Below are 21,179 nucleotides of genomic sequence, written 5' to 3' on the forward strand. Positions count from 1 at the left end.
ATGCAGCCCTTCGTCATTGCTCCGTCGATTCTCTCCGCCGATTTCGCCCGCCTGGGCGAGGAAGTGGACAACGTCCTGGCCGCCGGCGCCGACTTCGTGCACTTCGATGTCATGGACAACCACTACGTACCCAACCTGACTATCGGCCCGATGGTGTGCTCTGCGCTACGCAAATACGGCGTAACTGCGCCGATTGACGCGCACCTGATGGTCAGCCCGGTGGACCGCATCGTCGGTGACTTCATCGAGGCCGGTGCGACCTACATTACCTTCCACCCGGAAGCCACGCAGCACGTCGACCGCTCCCTGCAATTGATCCGCGAAGGCGGCTGCAAGGCGGGCCTGGTGTTCAACCCGGCGACCCCGCTGGACGTGCTCAAGTACGTGATGGATAAGGTCGACATGATCCTCCTGATGAGCGTCAACCCAGGTTTTGGCGGGCAGAAGTTCATTCCCGGCACCCTGGACAAGCTGCGTGAAGCGCGCGCGCTGATCGATGCTTCCGGACGTGACATTCGCCTGGAAATCGACGGTGGCGTGAACGTGAACAACATTCGCGAAATCGCTGCTGCGGGCGCCGATACCTTCGTGGCCGGCTCGGCGATCTTTAATGCGCCGAACTACCAGGAAGTGATTGAAAAAATGCGCTCCGAACTGGCGCTGGCTCGCCCATGAGCGGTTTTGAGCAGCTGTTCCCCGGGCGTCTGCCGCGGCTGGTGATGTTCGATCTGGATGGCACGCTGGTCGATTCGGTCCCTGATCTCGCGGCGGCTGTGGATAACATGCTGCTCAAACTCGGGCGTCAACCTGCCGGTATCGAACCGGTGCGAGAGTGGGTTGGCAACGGCGTGCACATGCTGGTGCGCCGGGCTTTGGCCAACCACATCGACGGCGAGGGTGTCGATGAGGTCGAGGCCGAGCATGCCCTGGAATTGTTCAACGGCTTTTATGAGGATGGTCACGAGCTGACGGTGGTTTACCCCGGCGTGCGTGACACCCTCAAGTGGCTGAGTAAACAAGGCGTCGAAATGGCGCTAATCACCAACAAGCCGGAGCGCTTCGTCGCGCCGCTGCTGGATCAGATGAAGATCGGCCGCTACTTCAAATGGATCATCGGTGGCGACACTTTGCCGAAGAAAAAACCTGACCCGGCCGCGCTGTTTTTCGTGATGAAAATGGCCAACATTCCGGCGTCGCAGTCGTTGTTCGTTGGCGATTCGCGCAGCGATGTGCTGGCGGCGAAAGCGGCGGGGGTCAAATGCGTGGCCCTCAGTTACGGTTATAACCACGGTCGACCGATTGCCGAAGAATCGCCGGCGCTGGTGATCGATGATCTGCGCAAACTAATTCCCGGTTGCCTGGATCCGGCCGCTGAGATAACGTTGCCCGACGCTGTTCAATCCCCTCCTGGAAACGCCATCGTGGTGGTCACTCGCAAACTCTGGATGAAAGTCATCAAGGCCCTGGCCCGCTGGCGTTGGCGCGCCTGACTTGTTCCTGGCCGGCGTACCGGCGCGTTTGCACACCTGACCGTTAGACCCTCAAGCCACGAGGCACCTCATGATCCGCGAAGAATTCCTGCGTTTGGCCGCTGCCGGCTACAACCGCATCCCCCTGGCCTGCGAAACCCTGGCCGACTTCGACACGCCGCTGTCGATCTACCTGAAGCTGGCCGACGAGCCGAACTCTTATCTGCTGGAGTCGGTGCAGGGCGGCGAGAAATGGGGCCGTTATTCGATCATCGGCCTGCCGTGCCGCACCGTGCTGCGGGTTCACGATCATCACGTCAGCGTGACCCACGACGGCGTCGAGATCGAAAACCACGATGTTGAAGACCCGCTGGCCTTCGTCGAAGCCTTCAAGGCGCGCTACAACGTGCCGACCATCGCCGGTCTGCCGCGCTTCAATGGTGGTCTGGTGGGCTACTTCGGTTATGACTGCGTGCGTTATGTGGAGAAGCGTCTGGGCAAATGCCCGAACCCGGATCCACTGGGCGTACCAGACATTCTGCTGATGGTGTCCGACGCGGTAGTGGTGTTCGATAACCTCGCCGGCAAAATGCACGCGATCGTCCTGGCTGATCCGTCGCAGGAAGACGCTTTCGAGCAAGGTCAGGCGCGCCTGCAAGCACTGCTGGAACAACTGCGTCAGCCAATCACTCCGCGCCGTGGCCTGGACTTCAGCAAGCAGCAATCGGCTGATCCGGTGTTCCGTTCGAGCTTCACCCAGAACGATTACGAAAAAGCCGTCGACACCATCAAGGAATACATCTTGGCCGGTGACTGCATGCAGGTTGTGCCGTCCCAGCGTATGTCGATCGACTTCAAGGCTGCGCCTATCGACCTGTACCGGGCGCTGCGCTGCTTCAACCCGACGCCTTACATGTATTTCTTCAACTTCGGCGACTTCCACGTTGTCGGCAGTTCGCCGGAAGTGCTGGTGCGGGTCGAAGACAACCTGATCACCGTGCGCCCGATTGCCGGCACCCGTCCGCGAGGCGCCAATGAAGAAGCTGACGTGGCGCTGGAAAAAGACCTGCTGTCGGACGACAAGGAAATCGCTGAGCACTTGATGCTGATCGATCTGGGTCGCAACGACACCGGTCGCGTTTCGGAGATCGGTTCGGTGAAACTCACCGAGAAGATGGTTATCGAGCGTTATTCCAACGTGATGCACATCGTGTCCAACGTCACCGGTCAATTGAAGGCTGGGCTGACGGCCATGGATGCGCTGCGGGCGATCCTGCCGGCAGGCACCTTGTCTGGCGCGCCGAAGATTCGTGCGATGGAAATCATCGACGAGCTGGAACCGGTCAAGCGTGGTGTCTACGGCGGTGCGGTCGGTTACTTTGCCTGGAACGGCAACATGGACACCGCGATTGCGATTCGCACCGCGGTGATCAAGAACGGCGAACTGCACGTACAGGCCGGTGGCGGCATCGTTGCCGACTCGGTGCCGGCGCTGGAATGGGAAGAAACCCTGAACAAGCGCCGCGCCATGTTCCGCGCCGTGGCCCTTGCCGAGCAGACGCCAGACACCTGAGTTCACGCAATACCTGTGGGGGCGGGCTTTTGTGGCGAGGGAGCTTGCTCCCGCTGGCCTGCGAAGCAGGCCTTCTGACGACTGCTGCGCAGCCGAGCGCGAGCAAGCTCGCTCGCCACAGAAAGCATTCACCATAAAAAAACGCGGCGCCTGTAAGGGCGGCGCGTTTTTTGTGCCTGCATTCCCGTGTAGGAGCTGCCGAAGGCTGCGATCTTTTGATCTTGTACCTGCGCCAGCTCCTACACAAACCGCCTGCGCAGGGTCAGAAATCCAACGTCACCCCAACATTGATGCCCTGCTGGGTAAAGTCATCATCCTTGCGGAATGTGTAACCACCACGCAACGCCAAGTCGGCGGTCAATTTATGGCTGACCCCTAGACTCACGCGGTTCAAGTGACTCTGCGGCGTATAACCTTCCAGCGTGAAGTCGTTCGCTGGCAGGCTGTTGAGGGCGATATTTACCTTCTGAACGTCATCTTCGTACTCACGTTCGTGGGCATATTCCCCAAACACCTGGGTCTGAGGGGTGAAGTTGTATTTGCCTTGCAAGCCGACACCCAGGCGTTTCGAGTCTCGGGTCTGATCATCAAAAGTCAGCGCCGTGGAGCGGTTGCTGTTTTCCGAGTAGCCGTCGACTTCCACTTTGGCGTAATCGGCGCTGATGAACGGTGACAGGTGCCATTCGCTGCCCGGTTGAGCAATGTCATAGCCAAGGCGAGTGCTGAAGGCCCAGAGATAGCCATCGGTATCACCCTTTTCCGCGCCTTCACTGACACCCAGGTCGAATTTGCGTTCGAGATTGTCGTAATCCAGTTTGCCACCGGTCAACGCGGCATCGGCCCACCAGCGATTCTGCTGGAACTGGGCGAAAGCGGTCGCCAGATAGCTATTGAGTTTGTAGTCCGAATCGTTACTACCGGCGTCCAGGTTCTGGCGATAGAAGCCTGCTGCCACACCGACGCGCCAGGCTTCATTGAGACGATAGCTACCGCCGATATTCAGGTTGTAGCCGCTGCCATCGGCACTGACGGCGCTGCTTTGGTTGTCGATATCCAGATGCTGACCACCGCCGGCGATAATCGCGCGCCATTGGCCGACGGCTTGCCAGTTCTCCCAGTCGGATTGCCACTGGCTACGCAGTTCATCCTGATGAGCGCGTAAGGTGGCGTGGGCCATTTCCGGCAGCAACGTCAGTTCCCAAGGTGCCGCCAGCAAGGAATAGGCGTAATCGGCTATCAGTTTTTGCCCGGCTTCAGTGGGGTGAACCGAGTCGTTGTAGATCAGTTTGCTCGGGTCCGGGGTTGCACTGTTGATGCCATACACGGCGTTTTCCGTGCAACCGTTGCCGCTGAAGCAGGTAGCCGTCAGGTTCTGACCGATGGCGAGGTCGAAGCGCGCCGGGTCGGCGAAGGTTTCCTGCAACAGCAGTGGAATGTTCAGCGGGATGATTTCGGCATTGATCCCGGCGAGTCGGGTCACCAACTGCTGGTTGAAGTCCGTACTCAGTTGCGAAATCGTTGTCTGCAACGGACTGCCGTTAACGGCTGGCGCCAGGCCCAGGTCCGGCAGCAGCCAGACCACAATATATTTGGCGCCCGCGGTTTGCAGTGTCTGCACACTGTCGGCCAGGCGATCAGCCGCGGCGTTGGCCTGGGTGGTATTGAGTACGAGGCCCTGAAGGAAGTCGTTGCCGCCCCCGGAAATGTAATACAGCGCATTCGGATCGGCGCGGAAGTTGTTCGTTGGCAGATACCCCGCGCGGCTGCGTTCGCCCGTGGCGGATTCGGTGGTGATGGAGTCCAGAATCTGGTCGGTACGGTAACCACCGACGGCCCAGTTGTTGCCATCCACCAGTCCTTCATTCGCGCGCACGGCCGAAGTCGAGGCGGCGGTCTGGTCAGGCGAAAACCCGAGGCGACCACCCAACAATTGCGTGGAGTTCAATGAGCGTAATTCACCACTGCCATCCAGATAGACCGGCCCGGTCCGGTTGGTAAAACGCTGTGTCGCGCCGGCAGGGCCACCCGTGTCGGTAAACTGCCCGGCATCGTTGAGGCTGTCGCCGAAGACGACGAAATTCGAATAAGGGTTGGGCGCGGCAATCGCCTGAGAACAGGCAGCAGCGAGCAGGCATCCGGCGAGCGGTACAAACAACGTCTGTTTGATCATGAGCAAGTCCGTTTATTTATTGTTGTTGTAAGCGAAACGACAGTACCAAAAACTTCCGGCCCTTTGCCATCTATCGCGAACCCTGCGCTTGTTTCGCGAGCTGTCGCCCCGGCCATATTGCACGCTCCGCCCAGCTAAGTTACTGTGCCGAGACGTATGAATGAGACCTTCCCCGTGTTGATCGTCAGCAAACTCCTGGATCAAGTCATCAAGGCACACGCCCGTTGGCGTTGGCGCGCCTGAATCTTTTCTGCCGGCCTGGCCGGACCTGTACCGTTTTGCCTTCTTTACCTGTATGAAATGCCGCTTTGCTGGCGCCACTCCAGCACCTGTCAAAGCGCAGCGCACTGCGGGTAAATCATTGAAGGCCGTATTAAAAGTCAGTGAATTCAAGAGGTTCTTAATGCCATGTTGCTGATGATCGATAACTACGACTCTTTTACTTACAACGTTGTGCAATACCTCGGCGAGCTGGGCTCCGAGGTCAAAGTCGTGCGCAACGATGAACTCACTATTGCCGAAATCGAAGCTCTCAAGCCTGAGCGCATTGTCGTGTCTCCCGGTCCTTGCACCCCGACCGAAGCCGGTATTTCCATTGAGGCGATCAAGCACTTCGCAGGCAAATTGCCGATTCTCGGCGTTTGCCTGGGTCACCAGTCCATCGGCCAGGCCTTTGGTGGTGATGTGGTCCGTGCCCGTCAAGTCATGCACGGTAAGACTAGTCCGGTATTTCACGAGGACAAGGGCGTATTCGAAGGCCTGAATCGCCCGCTGACGGTCACCCGCTACCATTCACTGATCGTCAAGCGCGAAACACTGCCCGATTGCCTCGAACTGACTGCCTGGACCCAGCTCGAAGACGGCTCGGTCGACGAGATCATGGGCCTGCGCCACAAGACGCTGAACATCGAGGGTGTGCAATTTCACCCTGAGTCTATCCTCACCGAACAGGGTCACGAGCTGTTCGCCAACTTCCTCAAACAAACCGGCGGCACGCGCTAAGGACTTTCCATGGATATCAAGACAGCCCTGAGCCGTATCGTCGGCCACCTCGACCTCAGTACCGATGAGATGCGCGATGTCATGCGCGAAATCATGACCGGGCAATGCACGGATGCGCAGATCGGCGCGTTCATGATGGCCATGCGCATGAAGAGCGAAAGCATCGATGAGATCGTCGGTGCCGTGACGGCAATGCGCGAGTTGGCGGACAAGGTCGAACTCAACACCCTCGACGGCGTGGTCGATGTGGTCGGTACCGGCGGTGATGGTGCGAATATCTTCAACGTTTCGACCGCCTCCTCGTTCGTGGTCGCGGCGGCCGGTTGCACCGTGGCCAAGCACGGTAACCGTGCAGTGTCGGGAAAAAGCGGCAGCGCCGACTTGCTGGAAGCCGCGGGTATCTACCTGAACCTGACGCCGGTTCAAGTAGCGCGCTGCATCGACAACGTCGGCATTGGTTTCATGTTTGCCCAGACCCACCACAGCGCCATGAAGCACGCCGCTGGCCCGCGCCGCGAGCTGGGCTTGCGCACCTTGTTCAACATGCTCGGTCCGCTTACGAATCCGGCCGGTGTGAAACATCAAGTGGTGGGTGTGTTCAGTCAGGCGTTGTGCCGGCCATTGGCGGAAGTTTTGCAACGCCTGGGCAGCAAACACGTGCTGGTGGTGCATTCGAAGGATGGCCTTGACGAGTTCAGTCTGGCGGCGCCGACCTTTGTGGCTGAGCTGAAGAATGATCAGATCACCGAGTATTGGGTCGAACCTGAAGACTTGGGGATGAAGAGTCAAAGCCTACACGGTCTGGCGGTGGAAAGCCCGGCGGCCTCCCTGGAGCTGATTCGCGATGCCTTGGGCAAGCGCAAGACTGAGAACGGCCAGAAAGCCGCCGAGATGATCGTGCTTAATGCCGGTGCCGCGCTGTACGCCGCCGACCATGCCAGCAGTTTGAAAGAAGGCGTTGCCCTGGCGCACGATGCGCTGCACACAGGCCTCGCTCGGGAAAAACTTGAGGAGTTGGGTGCATTTACCGCGGTATTCAAAGTGGAGAATGAGGGATGAGTGTACCGACGGTTCTGGAAAATATTCTGGCCCGCAAAGTTCAGGAAGTTGCCGAGCGTCGCGCTCGTGTGAGTCTGGCGGAGCTGGAAAATCTGGCCAAGGCGGCCGATGCCCCCCGTGGTTTTGCCAAGGCATTGATCGATCAGGCCAAGACAAAACAGCCGGCGGTCATTGCTGAAATCAAGAAGGCTTCGCCAAGCAAAGGCGTGATTCGCGAGAACTTCGTTCCTGCGGACATTGCCAGGAGTTACGAAAAGGGCGGGGCGACTTGCCTGTCGGTGCTCACCGATATCGACTACTTCCAGGGAGCGGACGCTTATCTGCAACAGGCCCGGGCGGCGTGCCAATTGCCGGTGATCCGCAAGGACTTCATGATCGATCCGTACCAGATCGTCGAATCCCGTGCCCTGGGCGCTGACTGCGTGCTGTTGATCGTCTCCGCACTGGACGATGTGAAAATGGCCGAGTTGGCGGCCGTGGCGAAAAGCGTCGGTCTCGATGTGCTGGTGGAAGTCCACGACGGCGACGAGTTGGAGCGGGCCTTGAAAACCCTCGACACGCCGCTGGTGGGCGTGAACAACCGCAATCTGCACACCTTCGAGGTCAATCTGGAAACCACCCTCGACCTGTTACCGCGTATTCCGCGTGATCGTCTGGTGATCACCGAGAGTGGCATCCTAAACCGGGCCGATGTCGAGCTGATGGAAATCAGCGATGTATATGCGTTCCTGGTTGGCGAAGCGTTCATGCGCGCCGAAAGCCCGGGTACCGAACTGCAGCGCCTGTTCTTTCCCGAGCGCGGTATTCCAGTGAGCGGTTCTACGCTCGACTGATTACACGCAGACCGAGTCGACCCCATCGCGAGCAGGCTCGCTCCCACAAGAGATCTACTGACATCAGAGATCCGATGTGGGAGCGAGCCTGCTCGCGATGGCGGCATAAGTAGCACCACAGACTTCATGTCCAATGGAATACCTTATGACCTCACCAACCCCTCTGACCATCGAAGCCGGCCTGCTCGCCGAACAGGATCTGTTGGCCCATGTGTGCGCCGGTGATTCGGAATTCGGTCTGCTGTTCTGGCAACCCACGGACCGCGCGTTGGTCATGCCCCGTCGCTTGAATCGTCTGCCGCAGTTCGAGGCGGCGTGCGAAATATCCGCTGCCGCCGGCTGGCCAGTACTGCTGCGCGAAACCGGCGGCGAGCCAGTGCCGCAATCGGCCTCGACGATCAACATCGCACTGGTTTATGCCCCACCGCGCAGCGAAGGCGATCTGAACCGCATCGAAACCGGCTACCGGCGCCTGTGCGATCCGATCTGTCAGTTACTGGATGAGCTGGGCGGCACTTCATCCTTGGGCGAAATCGAGGGTGCGTTCTGCGATGGTCGTTTCAACGTCAACCTCGATGGTCGAAAGATGGTCGGCACCGCTCAGCGTTGGCGCCAGAGTAAGGGCGGTCAGCGTCCGGTCGGCCTGGTACACGGGGCGATGTTGATCGATAACGAGCGAGAGTCGATGGTCGCGGCGGTCAATCGCTTCAATGAAGCCTGTGGCCTGGAGCAGCGGGTTCGCGCCGAAAGCCACATCGCTCTGCATGAAAAGTTTGCGGCGCCGGATGCCCTGACTCGTCTCGATCAACTGTATCGACAGATGCTGGCGCAGATGCTCGGGGCTTGAGTTTTCGAACTTAACGCGTACCGAAGACCACCATGGTCTTGCCTTTGACGTCGACCAGGTTGCGCTCTTCCAGATCCTTGAGCACGCGGCCGACCATCTCACGGGAACAACCGACAATCCGGCCGATTTCCTGACGGGTTACCTTGATCTGCATGCCGTCGGGGTGGGTCATTGCATCCGGCTGTTTGCACAGCTCCAGCAGACAGCGCGCAACGCGACCGGTCACATCGAAAAACGCCAGGTCGCCGACTTTGCGCGTGGTATTGCGCAGGCGTTGTGCGATTTGTCCGCTGAGTACGTAAAGAATCTCTGGATCCTGCTGGGACAGCTCGCGGAATTTCGCGTAGCTGATTTCCGCGACTTCGCATTCGACTTTGGCGCGCACCCAAGCGCTGCGTTCCTGCTCCAGGCCGGCCTGCTCAAACAGACCCAGCTCGCCGAAGAAATCGCCGGAGTTGAGGTAGGCAATGATCATTTCGCGGCCGTCGTCATCCTCAATCAGGATGGTCACCGAACCTTTGATGATGAAGAACAGCGTGTCCGAGCGGTCACCGGCACAAATGATGTTGCTCTTGGCGGCATAGCGACGGCGCTGACAGTGCATCAACAGCTTGTCGAGATTCTTGATTTTGGGAGTGGGGGCAATAGCAACCATGGTTGTATCCCGAAAAGACTGCACGGTGTGTTTGTTTTTTGTAGGAGCTGGCGAAGCCTGCGATCTTTTATTCGCTACAAAGCTGGCTATGCGCCATCGAATTGACGTCAGCTTAACAGACGCATTCTTAGAAGATTCGAGAATTTACCTACAGGCGCAGATGCTTATGTCCTAGGAAAGCGAAGCGCTGCCAATCAAGGGCTCGTGCTAAGCTGGCGACCCTTTTTTATACAGTGGAGTCTTGGCGATGAAGGCACGCATCCAATGGGCTGGCGAAGCCATGTTCCTCGGTGAATCCGGCAGCGGTCATGTCGTAGTCATGGACGGTCCGCCCGATGCCGGCGGTCGTAACCTGGGTGTCCGGCCGATGGAAATGCTCCTGCTGGGTGTTGGCGGTTGCAGCAATTTCGATGTGGTTAGCATCCTCAAGAAATCCCGTCAGGCCGTCGAAAGCTGCGAAGCCTTCCTCGAAGCCGAGCGTGCGACCGAAGATCCGAAGGTTTTCACCAAGATCCATATGCACTTCGTGGTCAAAGGCCGAGGTCTGAAAGAAGCCCAGGTCAAGCGCGCCATCGAGCTGTCGGCCGAGAAGTATTGCTCGGCCTCTATCATGCTCGGCGCGGCCGGCGTGGTGATTACCCACGACTACGAAATCATCGAACTCGGTTGAATCGACATTCGCGCGCAACATGCCGAGCTAAGATTTCTGAGTACAAAAAAGGCGACTACCTTGCGGTAGTCGCCTTTTTTATTTGTTGGAATACAGAACCCTTGCAGGAGCGAGCGGTGCGGCGATCCGACTTACCCGCGAAGACCCTATTTAACAACCTGATCCTCAGATCCGATAAGTACTCTTGGTCATCACCTTGGCCAACAAACTCATCCCGAACTTCACCGGCGCCGGAAAACGAAATCCACCCGCATCCAGCGCACTTTCAGCATGATGCTCTTCATCGATGCGCATCTGCTCAAGAATCGCCCGGGATTTTTCGTCCTCGGCAGGCAATTGCTCAAGGTGTTCGTTCAGGTGTTTGCAGACCTGATGCTCGGTGGCAGCAACGAAACCCAGGCTGACTTTGTCGCTGATCAGCCCGGCGACCGCGCCAATCCCGAATGACATGCCGTAGAACAGCGGATTGAGGATGCTGGTATGGCTGCCCAACTGATGAATGCGTTGTTCGCACCAGACCAGATGGTCGATTTCTTCTTCGGCGGCGTGCTCCATGGCGGCGCGCACTTTCGGCAGCTTGGCGGTCAGGGCCTGACCTTGATACAGCGCCTGGGCGCAGACTTCGCCGGTATGGTTGATGCGCATCAAACCGGCGACGTGTCGGGTGTCCTCGTCGCTCATTTGCGCATCCGGCTGCACGATGGCAGGCGACGGACGGTAGGGCTGACCACTGAAGGGCAACAAAGTACGCATCGCGGCATCGGCTTGCAGCAGAAGACGGTCAATCGGCGAGTAGTGACGTTGGGTAGTCATGCTGACCTCCGGGAAGAATCTCGGCGGCCAGTTTAACCCAATCGGCCGGGGGAGGGTTTGCGCCGAGTCATTTCCGGTGGGAGCGACACCAATCTTGTAGGAGCGAGGCTTGCCCGCGAAGCTTTTGGCGCACTTGAGGACGCCTTCGCGGGCAAGCCTCGCTCCTACAGGGGTAGGATGGTGGATCAGCCCGGCGGCCAGTGCATCTGGCGCTGACCCAATACATGCATATGTATGTGATAGACGGTCTGCCCACCTAGTGGATTGCAATTCATGACCACGCGGAAGCCCTCTTCGCAACCCAGTTCCAAGGCCAGACGCTGGGCAGTGAACAGAATATGCCCAGCCAATGCCTTGTCGTCCTCGGTCAGGTCGTTAAGCGTGCGCACCGCTTTTTTCGGGATCACCAGAAAATGCACCGGTGCCTGTGGCGCGATGTCGTGGAAGGCCAGTACCTGGTCGTCCTCGTAAATGATCTTCGCCGGGATTTCCCGGTTGATGATCTTGGTGAACAGAGTATCCACAGCTGTTTTCTCCGTTGTTTGGGCTGGCCTGAGTGTAACCATGGGTTATGTCAGAGCCCAGTCTTTTGCCTTGAGGATTGATCAGCGCGGGCAATAGGCTTTGTTGACCATGCCCGCGATTGTCCGGGTCAACCAGCGTGAGCCGAGCCGCGGCAGGAACGCGAACCAGCGATTCAGGCGACCGGGGATAATAATGGCGCGATTTTTCTCCAGGGCGCGCACGGTATAGAGCGCGACCTCTTCTGGGCTCATCAGCAGTTTGCTCTCGACCAGTTTGTCGGTGTCCAGTTGCGCAGTGCGAAAAAACGCCGTGCGTGTCGGGCCGGGGCAGAGCACCGACACCTTGACCGCGCATTTCTTCAGCTCGACGCGTAAACCTTCGGAAAAATGCAGTACGTAAGCCTTGCTGGCGTAGTAGGTGCTCATCCATGGCCCGGGATGGAATGCCGCGACCGAGGCGACGTTCAGAATCTGCCCGCCGCCCTGCAAGGCCATGCTGTTGCCGATGGCATGACACAAACGAGTGAGGGCCAGGATGTTCACTTCGATCAGGTCCTGTTCGGTCATCCAGTCCTGGGCCAGGAACGGTCCGCAAGTGCCGATGCCGGCACAGTTGACCAGCAAATCGATCTGCCGGTCGCCTTCCTCCAGCTCCAGCAAAAAACCGGACAGCCTCAGCGGCTCGCCCAGGTCACAGGCGCGAAACAGCACTTCCACACCAAAACGTTGAGTCAGTTCAATCGCAATACTTTCCAGCTGATCACGCTGTCGGGCCAACAGAATCAGGCTGCGGCCGCGCCGGGCCAGCGCTTCGGCCATCGCCAGGCCGATGCCGCTGGAAGCGCCAGTGATCAGAGCGTAACGGGTCATGCAGTTCTCCATCGCAACAGCTCCGCGCCGGCGACGCGGGTGTCACGGGCGGGGAGCGCTGTTCATTCTTTCGCAGAGTCTACAGTGGGCTCGGCAGCTTCGGCTGCATCATCGGATGAATTTGGCGCTTGTTCGGCCTCTTCGGCCGGCTCCACTTCAACTTCGTCGGTGATCACCGCGCTGCTTTGATAGGTGCTCTCGGTGGCGCTTTCGTACTCATCCTGGATCGCGGTGAGGCCTCCAGTCAGCCCGCCGACAAACATGAGTGCGATAAATACCAGCCATAGCGAAGCCAGCACCCTGACCGCGTTGCTGTTGGGCGGCGGTGGTGCGCCATACCGGTTGGCAGTGTTGTTACCCGGCATGATCATTATCACGAACGGAAAAACACTTCCTACGATCGGCACAAGGTTCAGCAGCCAGAGCCAGCCGGACCAGCCGATATCGTGCAGGCGCTGCACACTGAACTGGATGCTGATGAAGGCAAGCACCACGACCAGGATAAAGGCCAGCAGACCAGCGAGAATCAAACCAGCAGTCGAGTCCGTGCTGATGAGTGCGAAACCGAAAATTGCCAGCACGGCGCCAACGCCAAGCGTCACCAGCGTAAGCGCCATCGTCCAGGCCAAAAAGCGCAAGCGACCGATGCGACCAACGAAACTGAATGCCTTGAGTGCAGAAAACTCCGGCAATGCTTCGCCGACAGAGGCTCGGGGCGGTGCATAGGGAGAATCGGGGTCTGCGATGACAGGTTGATTGTTGGCAGGAGCGTGTTCGTGAACGTCGGACAGGTTCAGTTCAATGGAGGGTTCGGTTTCGATTCGCGCATCGATGCCGGTTTTCGTCAGCGCCTGAAGGTAAGTCTGCGCATCGGCGTGTGACAGATCGCGTTTGAGCGCAACCTTGCGTCCACTGAACAGGCGTTCGATGGCCGCGACATCGCTTTTGAACAGCTCGGCGAGATTGAGCTTCGCGGTGATGGCGTCAATACCTGGCAACAGAGCCCCTTCGAAGACGATCTTGAAACGGTTTTCGCTCATGGCCGAGGCATCCTTGTCGCGAGAGTTTGTAATAGACGTTATTGCAAGTTTGGAGTGTAGGGGTGGCCGGGTTGGGCTGGCCAAGTTTTCCTGTCAGCGCGGCCAGCGCTTGGGCAACGCCGCCGCCAGTTCCAGCGCCTTGCGGTATTCGGCATCGAGACGTGCGACCAATTGATCGACACTCGGCAGGTCCTCGATCTCTCCGACGCCCTGGCCTGCGGACCATACGGTTTTCCAGGCTTTGGCTTCATCGCTCAACGGTTTGAGCTTGGAACCGAAGTTCACCTCGCCCTTGCCTTGCAGGGCTGCCATGTCGAAACCGGCGGCCTCCAGGCTCCGGCGCATGAAGCTTGCCGGTACTCCCGACACCGCTGGAGTATGGACGATGTCTGCGGCTCTGGAAGTCAGGAGCATCTCCTTATACGCGTCAGGCGCATGACTTTCAGTGGTACCGATAAATCGCGTACCGAAGTAGGCCAAATCCGCGCCGAGCAATTGAGCGGCAAGAATCTCATGGCCATGGTTCAGGCAGCCGGCCAGCAGCAGAGTCTTGTCGAAAAACTGGCGAATCTCCGCGATCAGCGAAAACGGACTCCAGGTCCCGGCGTGACCACCGGCGCCCGCAGCCACGGCGATCAAACCGTCCACGCCGGCTTCAGCCGCTTTTTCCGCATGACGACGCGTCGTCACGTCATGAAATACCAGGCCTCCGTAACCATGCACCGCGTCGACCAGTTCCCTCACGGCACCGAGGCTGGTGATTACGATCGGCACTTTGTGCTCGATGCAGATCGCCAGATCCGCCTGCAATCGCGGATTGCTGTTGTGGACAATCAGATTCACCGCGTAAGGCGCGGGGTTTTCCAGTATCGCCAGCCCTGCTTCGATCTCTTCCAGCCAGGCCTTGAAACCGCTGCTCTCACGCTGGTTCAGCGCAGGAAAGCTGCCCACCACGCCATTACGGCAGCAAGCGAGCACTAGTTCAGGGTTGGAAATCAGGAACATCGGCGCCACCACCACGGGCAGATGCAAGCGTTGTTCGAGCAAAGCGGGCAGCGACATTGGAAGTACCCCGGGTGAATTGCACTTGTTGGATTAAAACGGCCGAACGACGACCAGAATTACGATAGCCAGCAATAGCAGAACCGGCACCTCATTGAACCAGCGATAAAAGACATGGCTGCGGGTGTTTTCGCCACGGGCAAAACGTTTTACCTGTGCGCCACACATGTGGTGATAGCCGATCAGGATTACCACAAGGGTCAATTTGGCATGCATCCATGCACCTTGGGTGAAGTAGGCGCTTGGGTTGAGGCTGATCAGCCAGATGCCGAACACCAGGGTGGCGATCATCGCCGGGCCCATGATGCCCCGGTATAGCTTGCGCTCCATGATACTGAAGCGTTCCTTGCTGACGGTGTCTTCGCTTTGGGCGTGATAGACGAACAGGCGCGGCAGATAAAACAGGCCGGCAAACCAGCAGACCATGCTGACGATATGAAGCGCTTTGAGCCACAGATAAAGCATTTTCAGGTATTCCCCAATTCACGGTAGCCGGATAGTAGAGGTTTGAGCGTCCGCACGTCACCTTGGCGGTTGTCGCAGGGCCGCGCGCGCCCTATTATCGACGGCTTTCCAGTGGGTTCGTTGAGGGCAGGTTTATGGTCAAGGTCGGTATCGTCGGCGGCACGGGTTACACCGGTGTCGAACTGCTGCGTCTGTTGGCGCAGCATCCGCAAGCTGAAGTGGTAGTGATCACTTCCCGATCCGAGGCCGGCCTGGCCGTGGCCGATATGTACCCGAACCTGCGAGGCCATTACGACGGCCTGGCGTTCAGTGTTCCGGACATCAAGACCCTCGGGGCCTGCGACGTGGTGTTCTTCGCCACGCCGCACGGCGTCGCCCATGCCCTGGCGGGGGAGTTGCTGGCTGCCGGGACCAAGGTCATCGACCTGTCGGCAGACTTCCGTCTGCAAGACGCCGATGAGTGGGCCAAATGGTACGGTCAGCCGCACGGCGCGCCGGAGCTGTTGGAGGAGGCGGTCTACGGCTTGCCGGAAGTCAATCGCGAGCAAATCAAACAAGCGCGCCTGATTGCTGTGCCCGGTTGCTACCCGACTGCTACGCAATTGGGTTTTCTGCCATTGCTTGAAGCCGGTCTGGCAGATACCACTCGTTTGATCGCAGACTGCAAATCCGGCGTCAGTGGCGCCGGTCGTGGCGCTTCTGTAGGTTCGTTGTACGCCGAGACGTCGGAAAGCATGAAGGCTTACGCCGTCAAAGGACACCGTCACTTGCCGGAAATCCGCCAGGGCCTGCGTCGTGCAGCGGGCAAGGACGTGGGGCTGACCTTCGTTCCGCACCTGACACCGATGATTCGCGGTATTCACTCGACGCTCTATGCGACTGTCGTGGATCGCTCGGTGGATCTGCAAGCGTTGTTCGAAAAGCGCTATGCCAACGAACCGTTCGTCGATGTAATGCCTGCCGGCAGCCATCCGGAAACCCGCAGCGTGCGCGGTGCCAACGTTTGCCGTATTGCCGTCCATCGTCCGCAGGATGGTGATCTGGTGGTGGTATTGTCGGTGATCGACAACCTGGTCAAAGGTGCGTCGGGTCAGGCGGTGCAGAACCTGAATATCCTGTTCGGTCTGGATGAGCGTCTGGGCCTGTCCCATGCCGGCATGCTGCCGTAAGGCTTTATCCCGCTCAGCAAAAAGGCCCGTCGAACGGGCCTTTTTGCATTGTGGTTTGGCAATTGGGTTGATTGATATACCGTAACAATAGTTGACCGATTTTCTGGGAGAAGCGGATAATGCGCGTCATCACGCATTATGGCGGCGTAACGCCGGGAGATAGTCAGCATGAGCGTCGAATCCTTCACCCCCACGGCTTTGCAATTCACCCACGGTGCCGCGCACAAGGTGAAGAGCCTGGTCGATGAAGAGGGGAATGATCGCTTGAAGCTGCGCGTATTCGTTACGGGCGGCGGTTGTTCGGGGTTTCAGTACGGCTTCACCTTCGATGAAGAAGTGGCCGATGACGACACCATCGTCGAGCGCGAAGGCGTCAGCCTGGTGGTCGATCCGATGAGCTTCCAGTACCTGGCAGGTGCCGAAGTGGATTACCAGGAAGGTCTGGAAGGTTCGCGTTTCGTGATCAAGAACCCGAACGCTACCACCACGTGTGGCTGCGGCTCCTCGTTTTCGATCTGATCGCACCTCACCGCATTACCAAACGCCGCAGGGTCTCAGGACTCTGCGGCGTTTTGCTGTCTGGGGTTTAGGCTCAGGCGGGGTAGATGGCGCCGAGTACGCGTAGGCCGCGGGCACCGGTGACACTCGGGCGGTTGGCCGCGATACCTTCTAGGCAGCAATGGGCCAGCCAGGCGAAAGCCATGGCTTCGACCCAGTCCGGGTCTACACCATACGCAGCGGTGCTGCTGACTTTCGCGTTCGGCAACAGGCTGGCCAAGCGCTTCATCAACGTGGCGTTGTGCGCGCCGCCACCACAGACAAGCAGCTCCTCAGTATCCGATTGGGCGCTTTGCAATGACTCGACAATGGTCAGCGCCGTCAGCTCAAGCAGCGTAGCCTGTACGTCTTCGGCAGCGAAGGTCGGTAGCTGCGACAGATGCTGCATCAGCCATGGGAGATTGAATACTTCGCGGCCGGTGCTTTTCGGGCCTTGAGTCACAAAGAACGGATCACTGAGCAGCTCGTTCAACAGAACAGGTTCAACTTTGCCGCTGGCAGCCCAATGGCCGTTACGATCAAAGTTGTCGCCGCGTTGCTGGTGAATCCATGCATCCAGCAGGACATTCCCTGGACCGCAGTCAAACCCGGCAACAGGCTTGCCGGGTTCGATCAGGCTGAGGTTACTGAACCCGCCGACATTCAATACCGCGCGGTTGCCAGGCCGTTCTTCAAACAGGGCTTCATGAAAGGCTGGAACCAGTGGCGCGCCTTGTCCGCCAGCGGCTACATCGCGGCTGCGGAAATCGCTGACTACGGTGATGCCGGTCAGCTCGGTGAGCAAGGCAGGGTTGCCGATTTGCACTGTGAACCCGCGCGCCGGCTCGTGGCGAATGGTTTGGCCGTGGCTGCCAATCGCGCGAATGTCGTCAGGCTTAAGGTTTTGTTGGTCGAGGAGGGTGTGAATGCCCTGTGCGGCCAGGTTCACCCAGTTCTGCTGGGCAATGGCGGAGCGGGCAATCTCATCCGGGCCGCTGGCGCACAAGCCAAGCAGCTCGGCGCGCAGGGAATCAGGCATAGGGATGTAATGGGTGGCGATCAGCTTGATCGCCGGGGTTTGCTCGATCAACGCAATGTCCAGGCCATCAAGGCTGGTCCCGGACATCACACCTATATAGAGCGCCATGGCTTAGCGTTTACTCGAAGCCAACTGGGTGGTTTTCTCTTGATCCATGCGCGCCATCAGCGGTTGGCTTTGCGCGAGGAAGCGTGAGCGTTCAGCTTTGGAGATCGGATCGGCCATCGCTACTTTCTGGCCCAGCGGGTCGACGTGCACGCCATTGACCTGGAACTCGTAGTGCAAGTGCGGGCCGGTGGAGAGACCGGTGGTGCCGATGTAACCGATCACCTGACCTTGCTTGACGCTGCCGCCAGTCTTGACGCCTTTGGCGAAGCCCTGCATATGACCATACAGCGTGCGGTAGGTATTACCGTGCTGGATAATCACGGTGTTGCCGTAACCGCCGCGACGACCCGCCAACAATACTTTGCCGTCACCGGCAGCCTTGATCGGCGTACCGCGTGGGGCGGCGTAATCGACACCCTTGTGGGCACGGATCTTGTTCAGGATCGGGTGCTTGCGGCCCATGGAGAATTTCGAACTGATGCGGGCGAAGTCTACCGGGGTCCGGATAAACGCCTTGCGCATGCTGTTGCCGTCAGCCGTGTAGTAGCTGCTGTTGCCTTGTTTGTTGGTGTAGCGCACCGCGGTATAAGTCTTGCCGCGGTTGGTGAAGCGTGCGGAGAGGATCGGGCCGTTGCCGACCGCTTTGCCATTGACGACCTTCTGTTCATAGATCACATCGAACTCGTCACCTTGGCGAATATCCTGGGCGAAGTCGACGTCATAGCCAAACACACTGGCCATATCCATGGTCAGGCTGTGGGACAAACCGGCTCGGGCGGCGGATTGCGACAGCGAACTGTTGATCACGCCATGAACGTAGGCGGAGCGGACAGTGGGCTTGGCGGTAATGCGGTTGAAAACAAAACCCTTGTCGTTCTTGGTCAGGCTGATGCTTTCCGTGTCGCTGACTTTGCTGTGCAAATTGGTCAGTTGGCCATCCGGGCTCAGTTCGAACTCAAGCTTCTGGCCATGTTTGAGTTGGCTGAATTGCTTGGCCTGCTTGTCGCTGGCCAGTACTTCATGCACCGAAGTGGCCGGAAGGCCGACTTTCTCGAACAAGGTCGAGAGAGTGTCGCCTTTGGCAACGATCACTTCCTTATGGCCTGGCGCTTTCTTTTCTTCGACGGCTGGCGCAGGGGCGGGCTGGGCGGTGTCCTGGGCTGCTTGCTGAGTGTCTTCGGCGCTGTTTTCGATCTGCGCGAAGGGGGAGGCAGCCGGCTCATTTGTGGCTTGGACGACGTCGGCGGCGTCTTGGTCTTGTGTCAGTTGTTCTGCAGGGCTTTCCAGTTCAAGACTCAGGGTCGTCTTTTTGGCTTCAACATCACTGGAAGGGAATACCAGAAGCGCCAGGCTGAGAAGGGCGGCGATGCCACTTGCTGCGAGCAGGTGGGTCTTCGGGTAAAGCGGCGGCGCTTTAGACGGTTCTGTGGTCATAAGTAGTTTTGACTTTGAAAAGATGAATTGGAAAAGATGAATGACATGATGAAGACGAAATAACTGTATAAAATATAACCAAATCATCTCTGAAGCAAGTCTGCGAGCGCTCTGTCCGTGGATTGGCGTCCGTGCGCCGGGCAAAACTTGTATTTGGTGCGCGATCTTGTATGGTTGTTCCCCTTTGAATCTGAGCCTTGCGGGTCTGTTATGAAGTCGGTTGAAGAGCAGCTAGCGCTGATCAAACGTGGTGCAGAAGAACTGTTGGTCGAGTCCGAGCTGATCGAGAAACTCAAGCGTGGCCAACCGCTGCGTATTAAGGCAGGCTTCGATCCGACCGCGCCGGATTTGCACCTGGGTCACACCGTGCTTATTAATAAGCTGCGTCAATTCCAGGATCTGGGGCACCAGGTGATCTTCCTTATAGGGGACTTCACCGGGATGATCGGTGATCCGAGTGGCAAGAGCGCGACACGTCCTCCGCTCACCCGTGAGCAGGTTCTCGAGAATGCCGAGACCTACAAGACTCAGGTCTTCAAGATTCTTGATCCGGCCAGGACCGAAGTGGCGTTCAACTCCACCTGGATGGATCAGATGGGGCCAGCTGACTTCATTCGCCTGACTTCGCAATACACCGTGGCTCGCATGCTTGAGCGTGACGACTTCGACAAGCGCTACACGACCAATCAGCCAATCGCTATTCACGAGTTCCTCTATCCGCTGGTTCAGGGTTATGACTCGGTCGCGTTGCGCGCGGATGTCGAGCTGGGCGGTACCGATCAGAAGTTCAACTTGTTGATGGGGCGCGAACTGCAGCGTGGTTATGGTCAGGAGGCTCAATGTATTCTGACTATGCCATTGCTCGAAGGCCTGGATGGCGTGAAGAAGATGTCCAAGTCGCTGGGCAACTACGTCGGTATCCAGGAAGCGCCGGGTGTCATGTACGGCAAGCTGGTTTCTATTCCGGATGTGCTGATGTGGCGTTACTTCGAACTGCTCAGCTTCCGCTCCATGGAAGAGATCAATACATTCCGGGCAGAGGTTGAGGCGGGTGCGAATCCGCGTGACATCAAGATCAAGCTGGCGGAAGAGATCGTTGCGCGCTTCCATGGAGAAGAGGCTGCGGCCAATGCTCACCGTGCGGCGGGCAACCGTATGAAAGACGGTGAGCTGCCAGATGATCTGCCAGAGATCGAATTGACTGCTGCCGAAGATATGCCGATTGCTGCTGTCCTTAATAAAGCGGGCCTGGTGAAGAACTCCGCTATGGCGCGCGATCTTCTCGCTTCTGGTGGTGTGCGTATAGATGGTGAGGTTGTCGATCGCACCTTTATATACGTAGTGGGCGCGACCCATGTTTGCCAGGCCGGGAAGAAGGCATTTGCGCGTATTACGCTCAAATCCGAATAAAGCTGAAAACAGGGGTTGACGGCAGATTCTGGACGTCTATAATTCGCCCCACTTCCGGCGCAGTCGAAACGGAAAACTCCTTGGTAAACAAAGAGTTACGCAGTTTTCGGCAGCGGTTACGCTTCAGTTCATCGAAGCCAGAAGGAGTTGAAGGAGCGGTGATGTTTGGCTCTTTTGACGGTTCGGTCTTCTCGGTCGAAAGCGGAGAAAAAGAGGTGTTGACAGCAGCGAGTAACGCTGTAGAATTCGCCTCCCGCTAACGAGAGATCGGAAGCGCAAGTGGTTGAAGTTGTTAAGGAAAACCTTGAAAACTTCTGAAAATAACCGCTTGACAGCAACAGAGGCTGCTGTAGAATGCGCGCCTCGGTTGAGACGAAAGATCTTAACCAACCGCTCTTTAACAACTGAATCAAGCAATTCGTGTGGGTGC

The 21,179-nt window shown here is 58.2% G+C and carries 21 protein-coding genes; 11 read left to right on the top strand and 10 right to left on the bottom strand.

The window, feature by feature from the left end:
* The 3 genes from rpe to trpE all read left to right on the top strand — a co-directional run bounded on the left by rpe (position 1) and on the right by trpE (position 3,042).
* Entirely contained in the window at positions 1-675 is a 675-nt protein-coding gene (gene rpe, locus CKW20_RS09450) for a ribulose-phosphate 3-epimerase (protein ID WP_008008336.1), read from the top strand.
* Entirely contained in the window at positions 672-1,490 is an 819-nt protein-coding gene (locus CKW20_RS09455) for a phosphoglycolate phosphatase (RefSeq protein WP_095052686.1), read from the top strand. The genes rpe and CKW20_RS09455 overlap by 4 nt, the downstream gene beginning before the upstream one ends.
* Positions 1,491-1,560: 70 nt before the next feature.
* Entirely contained in the window at positions 1,561-3,042 is a 1,482-nt protein-coding gene (trpE, locus tag CKW20_RS09460) for an anthranilate synthase component I (RefSeq protein ID WP_095052687.1), read from the top strand.
* 262 nt (positions 3,043-3,304) lie between these two features.
* Here trpE and estP read toward each other — a convergent pair whose 3' ends face one another.
* The gene (gene estP / locus CKW20_RS09465; protein WP_095052688.1) at positions 3,305-5,212 is read right to left on the bottom strand and encodes an esterase EstP; all 1,908 of its coding nucleotides are present in this window, start codon (positions 5,210-5,212) and stop codon (positions 3,305-3,307) included.
* Between the two features lie 408 nt (positions 5,213-5,620).
* On the opposite strand from estP, the gene CKW20_RS09470 reads away from it, so the two are divergent.
* The 4 genes from CKW20_RS09470 (at position 5,621) to CKW20_RS09485 (ending at position 8,953) form a co-directional block, all read left to right on the top strand.
* Entirely contained in the window at positions 5,621-6,214 is a 594-nt protein-coding gene (locus tag CKW20_RS09470) for an aminodeoxychorismate/anthranilate synthase component II (protein WP_019650349.1), read from the top strand.
* A 9-nt stretch (positions 6,215-6,223) separates the two neighbouring features.
* Entirely contained in the window at positions 6,224-7,273 is a 1,050-nt protein-coding gene (gene trpD / locus CKW20_RS09475) for an anthranilate phosphoribosyltransferase (protein ID WP_007906883.1), read from the top strand.
* Positions 7,270-8,106, top strand: a complete 837-nt coding sequence (gene trpC, locus CKW20_RS09480; protein ID WP_095052689.1) for an indole-3-glycerol phosphate synthase TrpC — start codon at positions 7,270-7,272, stop codon at positions 8,104-8,106. Before trpD ends, trpC begins: the two co-directional genes overlap by 4 nt.
* Positions 8,107-8,251: 145 nt before the next feature.
* A complete protein-coding gene (locus CKW20_RS09485; protein WP_095052690.1) occupies positions 8,252-8,953 on the top strand; it encodes a lipoate--protein ligase family protein in 702 nt (233 codons plus the stop codon).
* 10 nt (positions 8,954-8,963) lie between these two features.
* On the opposite strand, the gene crp is transcribed toward CKW20_RS09485, so the two are convergent.
* Complete coding sequence (crp, locus tag CKW20_RS09490) at positions 8,964-9,608, bottom strand: cAMP-activated global transcriptional regulator CRP (RefSeq protein ID WP_095052691.1); 645 nt, start codon at positions 9,606-9,608, stop codon at positions 8,964-8,966.
* Positions 9,609-9,855: 247 nt separating this feature from the next.
* Here crp and CKW20_RS09495 point away from each other — a divergent pair, with 247 nt between their 5' ends.
* Positions 9,856-10,278, top strand: a complete 423-nt coding sequence (locus CKW20_RS09495; RefSeq protein ID WP_030130026.1) for an OsmC family protein — start codon at positions 9,856-9,858, stop codon at positions 10,276-10,278.
* Between the two features lie 165 nt (positions 10,279-10,443).
* On the opposite strand, the gene coq7 is transcribed toward CKW20_RS09495, so the two are convergent.
* The 6 genes from coq7 to hemJ all read right to left on the bottom strand — a co-directional run bounded on the left by coq7 (position 10,444) and on the right by hemJ (position 15,052).
* Positions 10,444-11,091, bottom strand: coding sequence for a 2-polyprenyl-3-methyl-6-methoxy-1,4-benzoquinone monooxygenase (gene coq7, locus CKW20_RS09500; RefSeq protein ID WP_008008345.1), 648 nt, complete (start codon positions 11,089-11,091; stop codon positions 10,444-10,446).
* A 185-nt stretch (positions 11,092-11,276) separates the two neighbouring features.
* On the bottom strand, positions 11,277-11,615 hold the full coding sequence (locus tag CKW20_RS09505; protein WP_008147240.1) for a histidine triad nucleotide-binding protein: 339 nt from the start codon (positions 11,613-11,615) through the stop codon (positions 11,277-11,279).
* 81 nt (positions 11,616-11,696) lie between these two features.
* Positions 11,697-12,485, bottom strand: coding sequence for an SDR family oxidoreductase (locus CKW20_RS09510; RefSeq protein ID WP_095052692.1), 789 nt, complete (start codon positions 12,483-12,485; stop codon positions 11,697-11,699).
* A gap of 62 nt (positions 12,486-12,547) precedes the next feature.
* On the bottom strand, positions 12,548-13,525 hold the full coding sequence (locus tag CKW20_RS09515) for a DUF805 domain-containing protein (RefSeq protein ID WP_095052693.1): 978 nt from the start codon (positions 13,523-13,525) through the stop codon (positions 12,548-12,550).
* A 93-nt stretch (positions 13,526-13,618) separates the two neighbouring features.
* On the bottom strand, positions 13,619-14,587 hold the full coding sequence (locus tag CKW20_RS09520; protein WP_095052694.1) for a nitronate monooxygenase family protein: 969 nt from the start codon (positions 14,585-14,587) through the stop codon (positions 13,619-13,621).
* Positions 14,588-14,620: 33 nt separating this feature from the next.
* Entirely contained in the window at positions 14,621-15,052 is a 432-nt protein-coding gene (gene hemJ / locus CKW20_RS09525) for a protoporphyrinogen oxidase HemJ (RefSeq protein WP_095052695.1), read from the bottom strand.
* Positions 15,053-15,186: 134 nt separating this feature from the next.
* On the opposite strand from hemJ, the gene argC reads away from it, so the two are divergent.
* Both argC and erpA read left to right on the top strand, forming a co-directional pair.
* Entirely contained in the window at positions 15,187-16,221 is a 1,035-nt protein-coding gene (gene argC / locus CKW20_RS09530; RefSeq protein WP_048397847.1) for an N-acetyl-gamma-glutamyl-phosphate reductase, read from the top strand.
* Positions 16,222-16,389: 168 nt separating this feature from the next.
* Entirely contained in the window at positions 16,390-16,740 is a 351-nt protein-coding gene (gene erpA / locus CKW20_RS09535) for an iron-sulfur cluster insertion protein ErpA (RefSeq protein WP_007906865.1), read from the top strand.
* Between the two features lie 73 nt (positions 16,741-16,813).
* Here erpA and CKW20_RS09540 read toward each other — a convergent pair whose 3' ends face one another.
* Together CKW20_RS09540 and CKW20_RS09545 are read right to left on the bottom strand one after the other, a co-directional pair.
* Positions 16,814-17,905, bottom strand: coding sequence for an anhydro-N-acetylmuramic acid kinase (locus CKW20_RS09540; RefSeq protein WP_095052696.1), 1,092 nt, complete (start codon positions 17,903-17,905; stop codon positions 16,814-16,816).
* A gap of 3 nt (positions 17,906-17,908) precedes the next feature.
* The gene (locus tag CKW20_RS09545) at positions 17,909-19,339 is read right to left on the bottom strand and encodes a peptidoglycan DD-metalloendopeptidase family protein (protein WP_095052697.1); all 1,431 of its coding nucleotides are present in this window, start codon (positions 19,337-19,339) and stop codon (positions 17,909-17,911) included.
* A 210-nt stretch (positions 19,340-19,549) separates the two neighbouring features.
* Between CKW20_RS09545 and tyrS the strand changes: the two genes are divergently transcribed.
* Positions 19,550-20,749: a tyrosine--tRNA ligase gene (tyrS, locus tag CKW20_RS09550; protein ID WP_095052698.1), complete on the top strand. Its 1,200-nt coding sequence runs from the start codon at positions 19,550-19,552 to the stop codon at positions 20,747-20,749.
* Positions 20,750-21,179 lie beyond the last annotated feature (430 nt).

The sequence above is a fragment of the Pseudomonas sp. Irchel s3b2 genome, from assembly GCF_900187445.1.
Taxonomy (GTDB): Bacteria; Pseudomonadota; Gammaproteobacteria; order Pseudomonadales; family Pseudomonadaceae; genus Aquipseudomonas.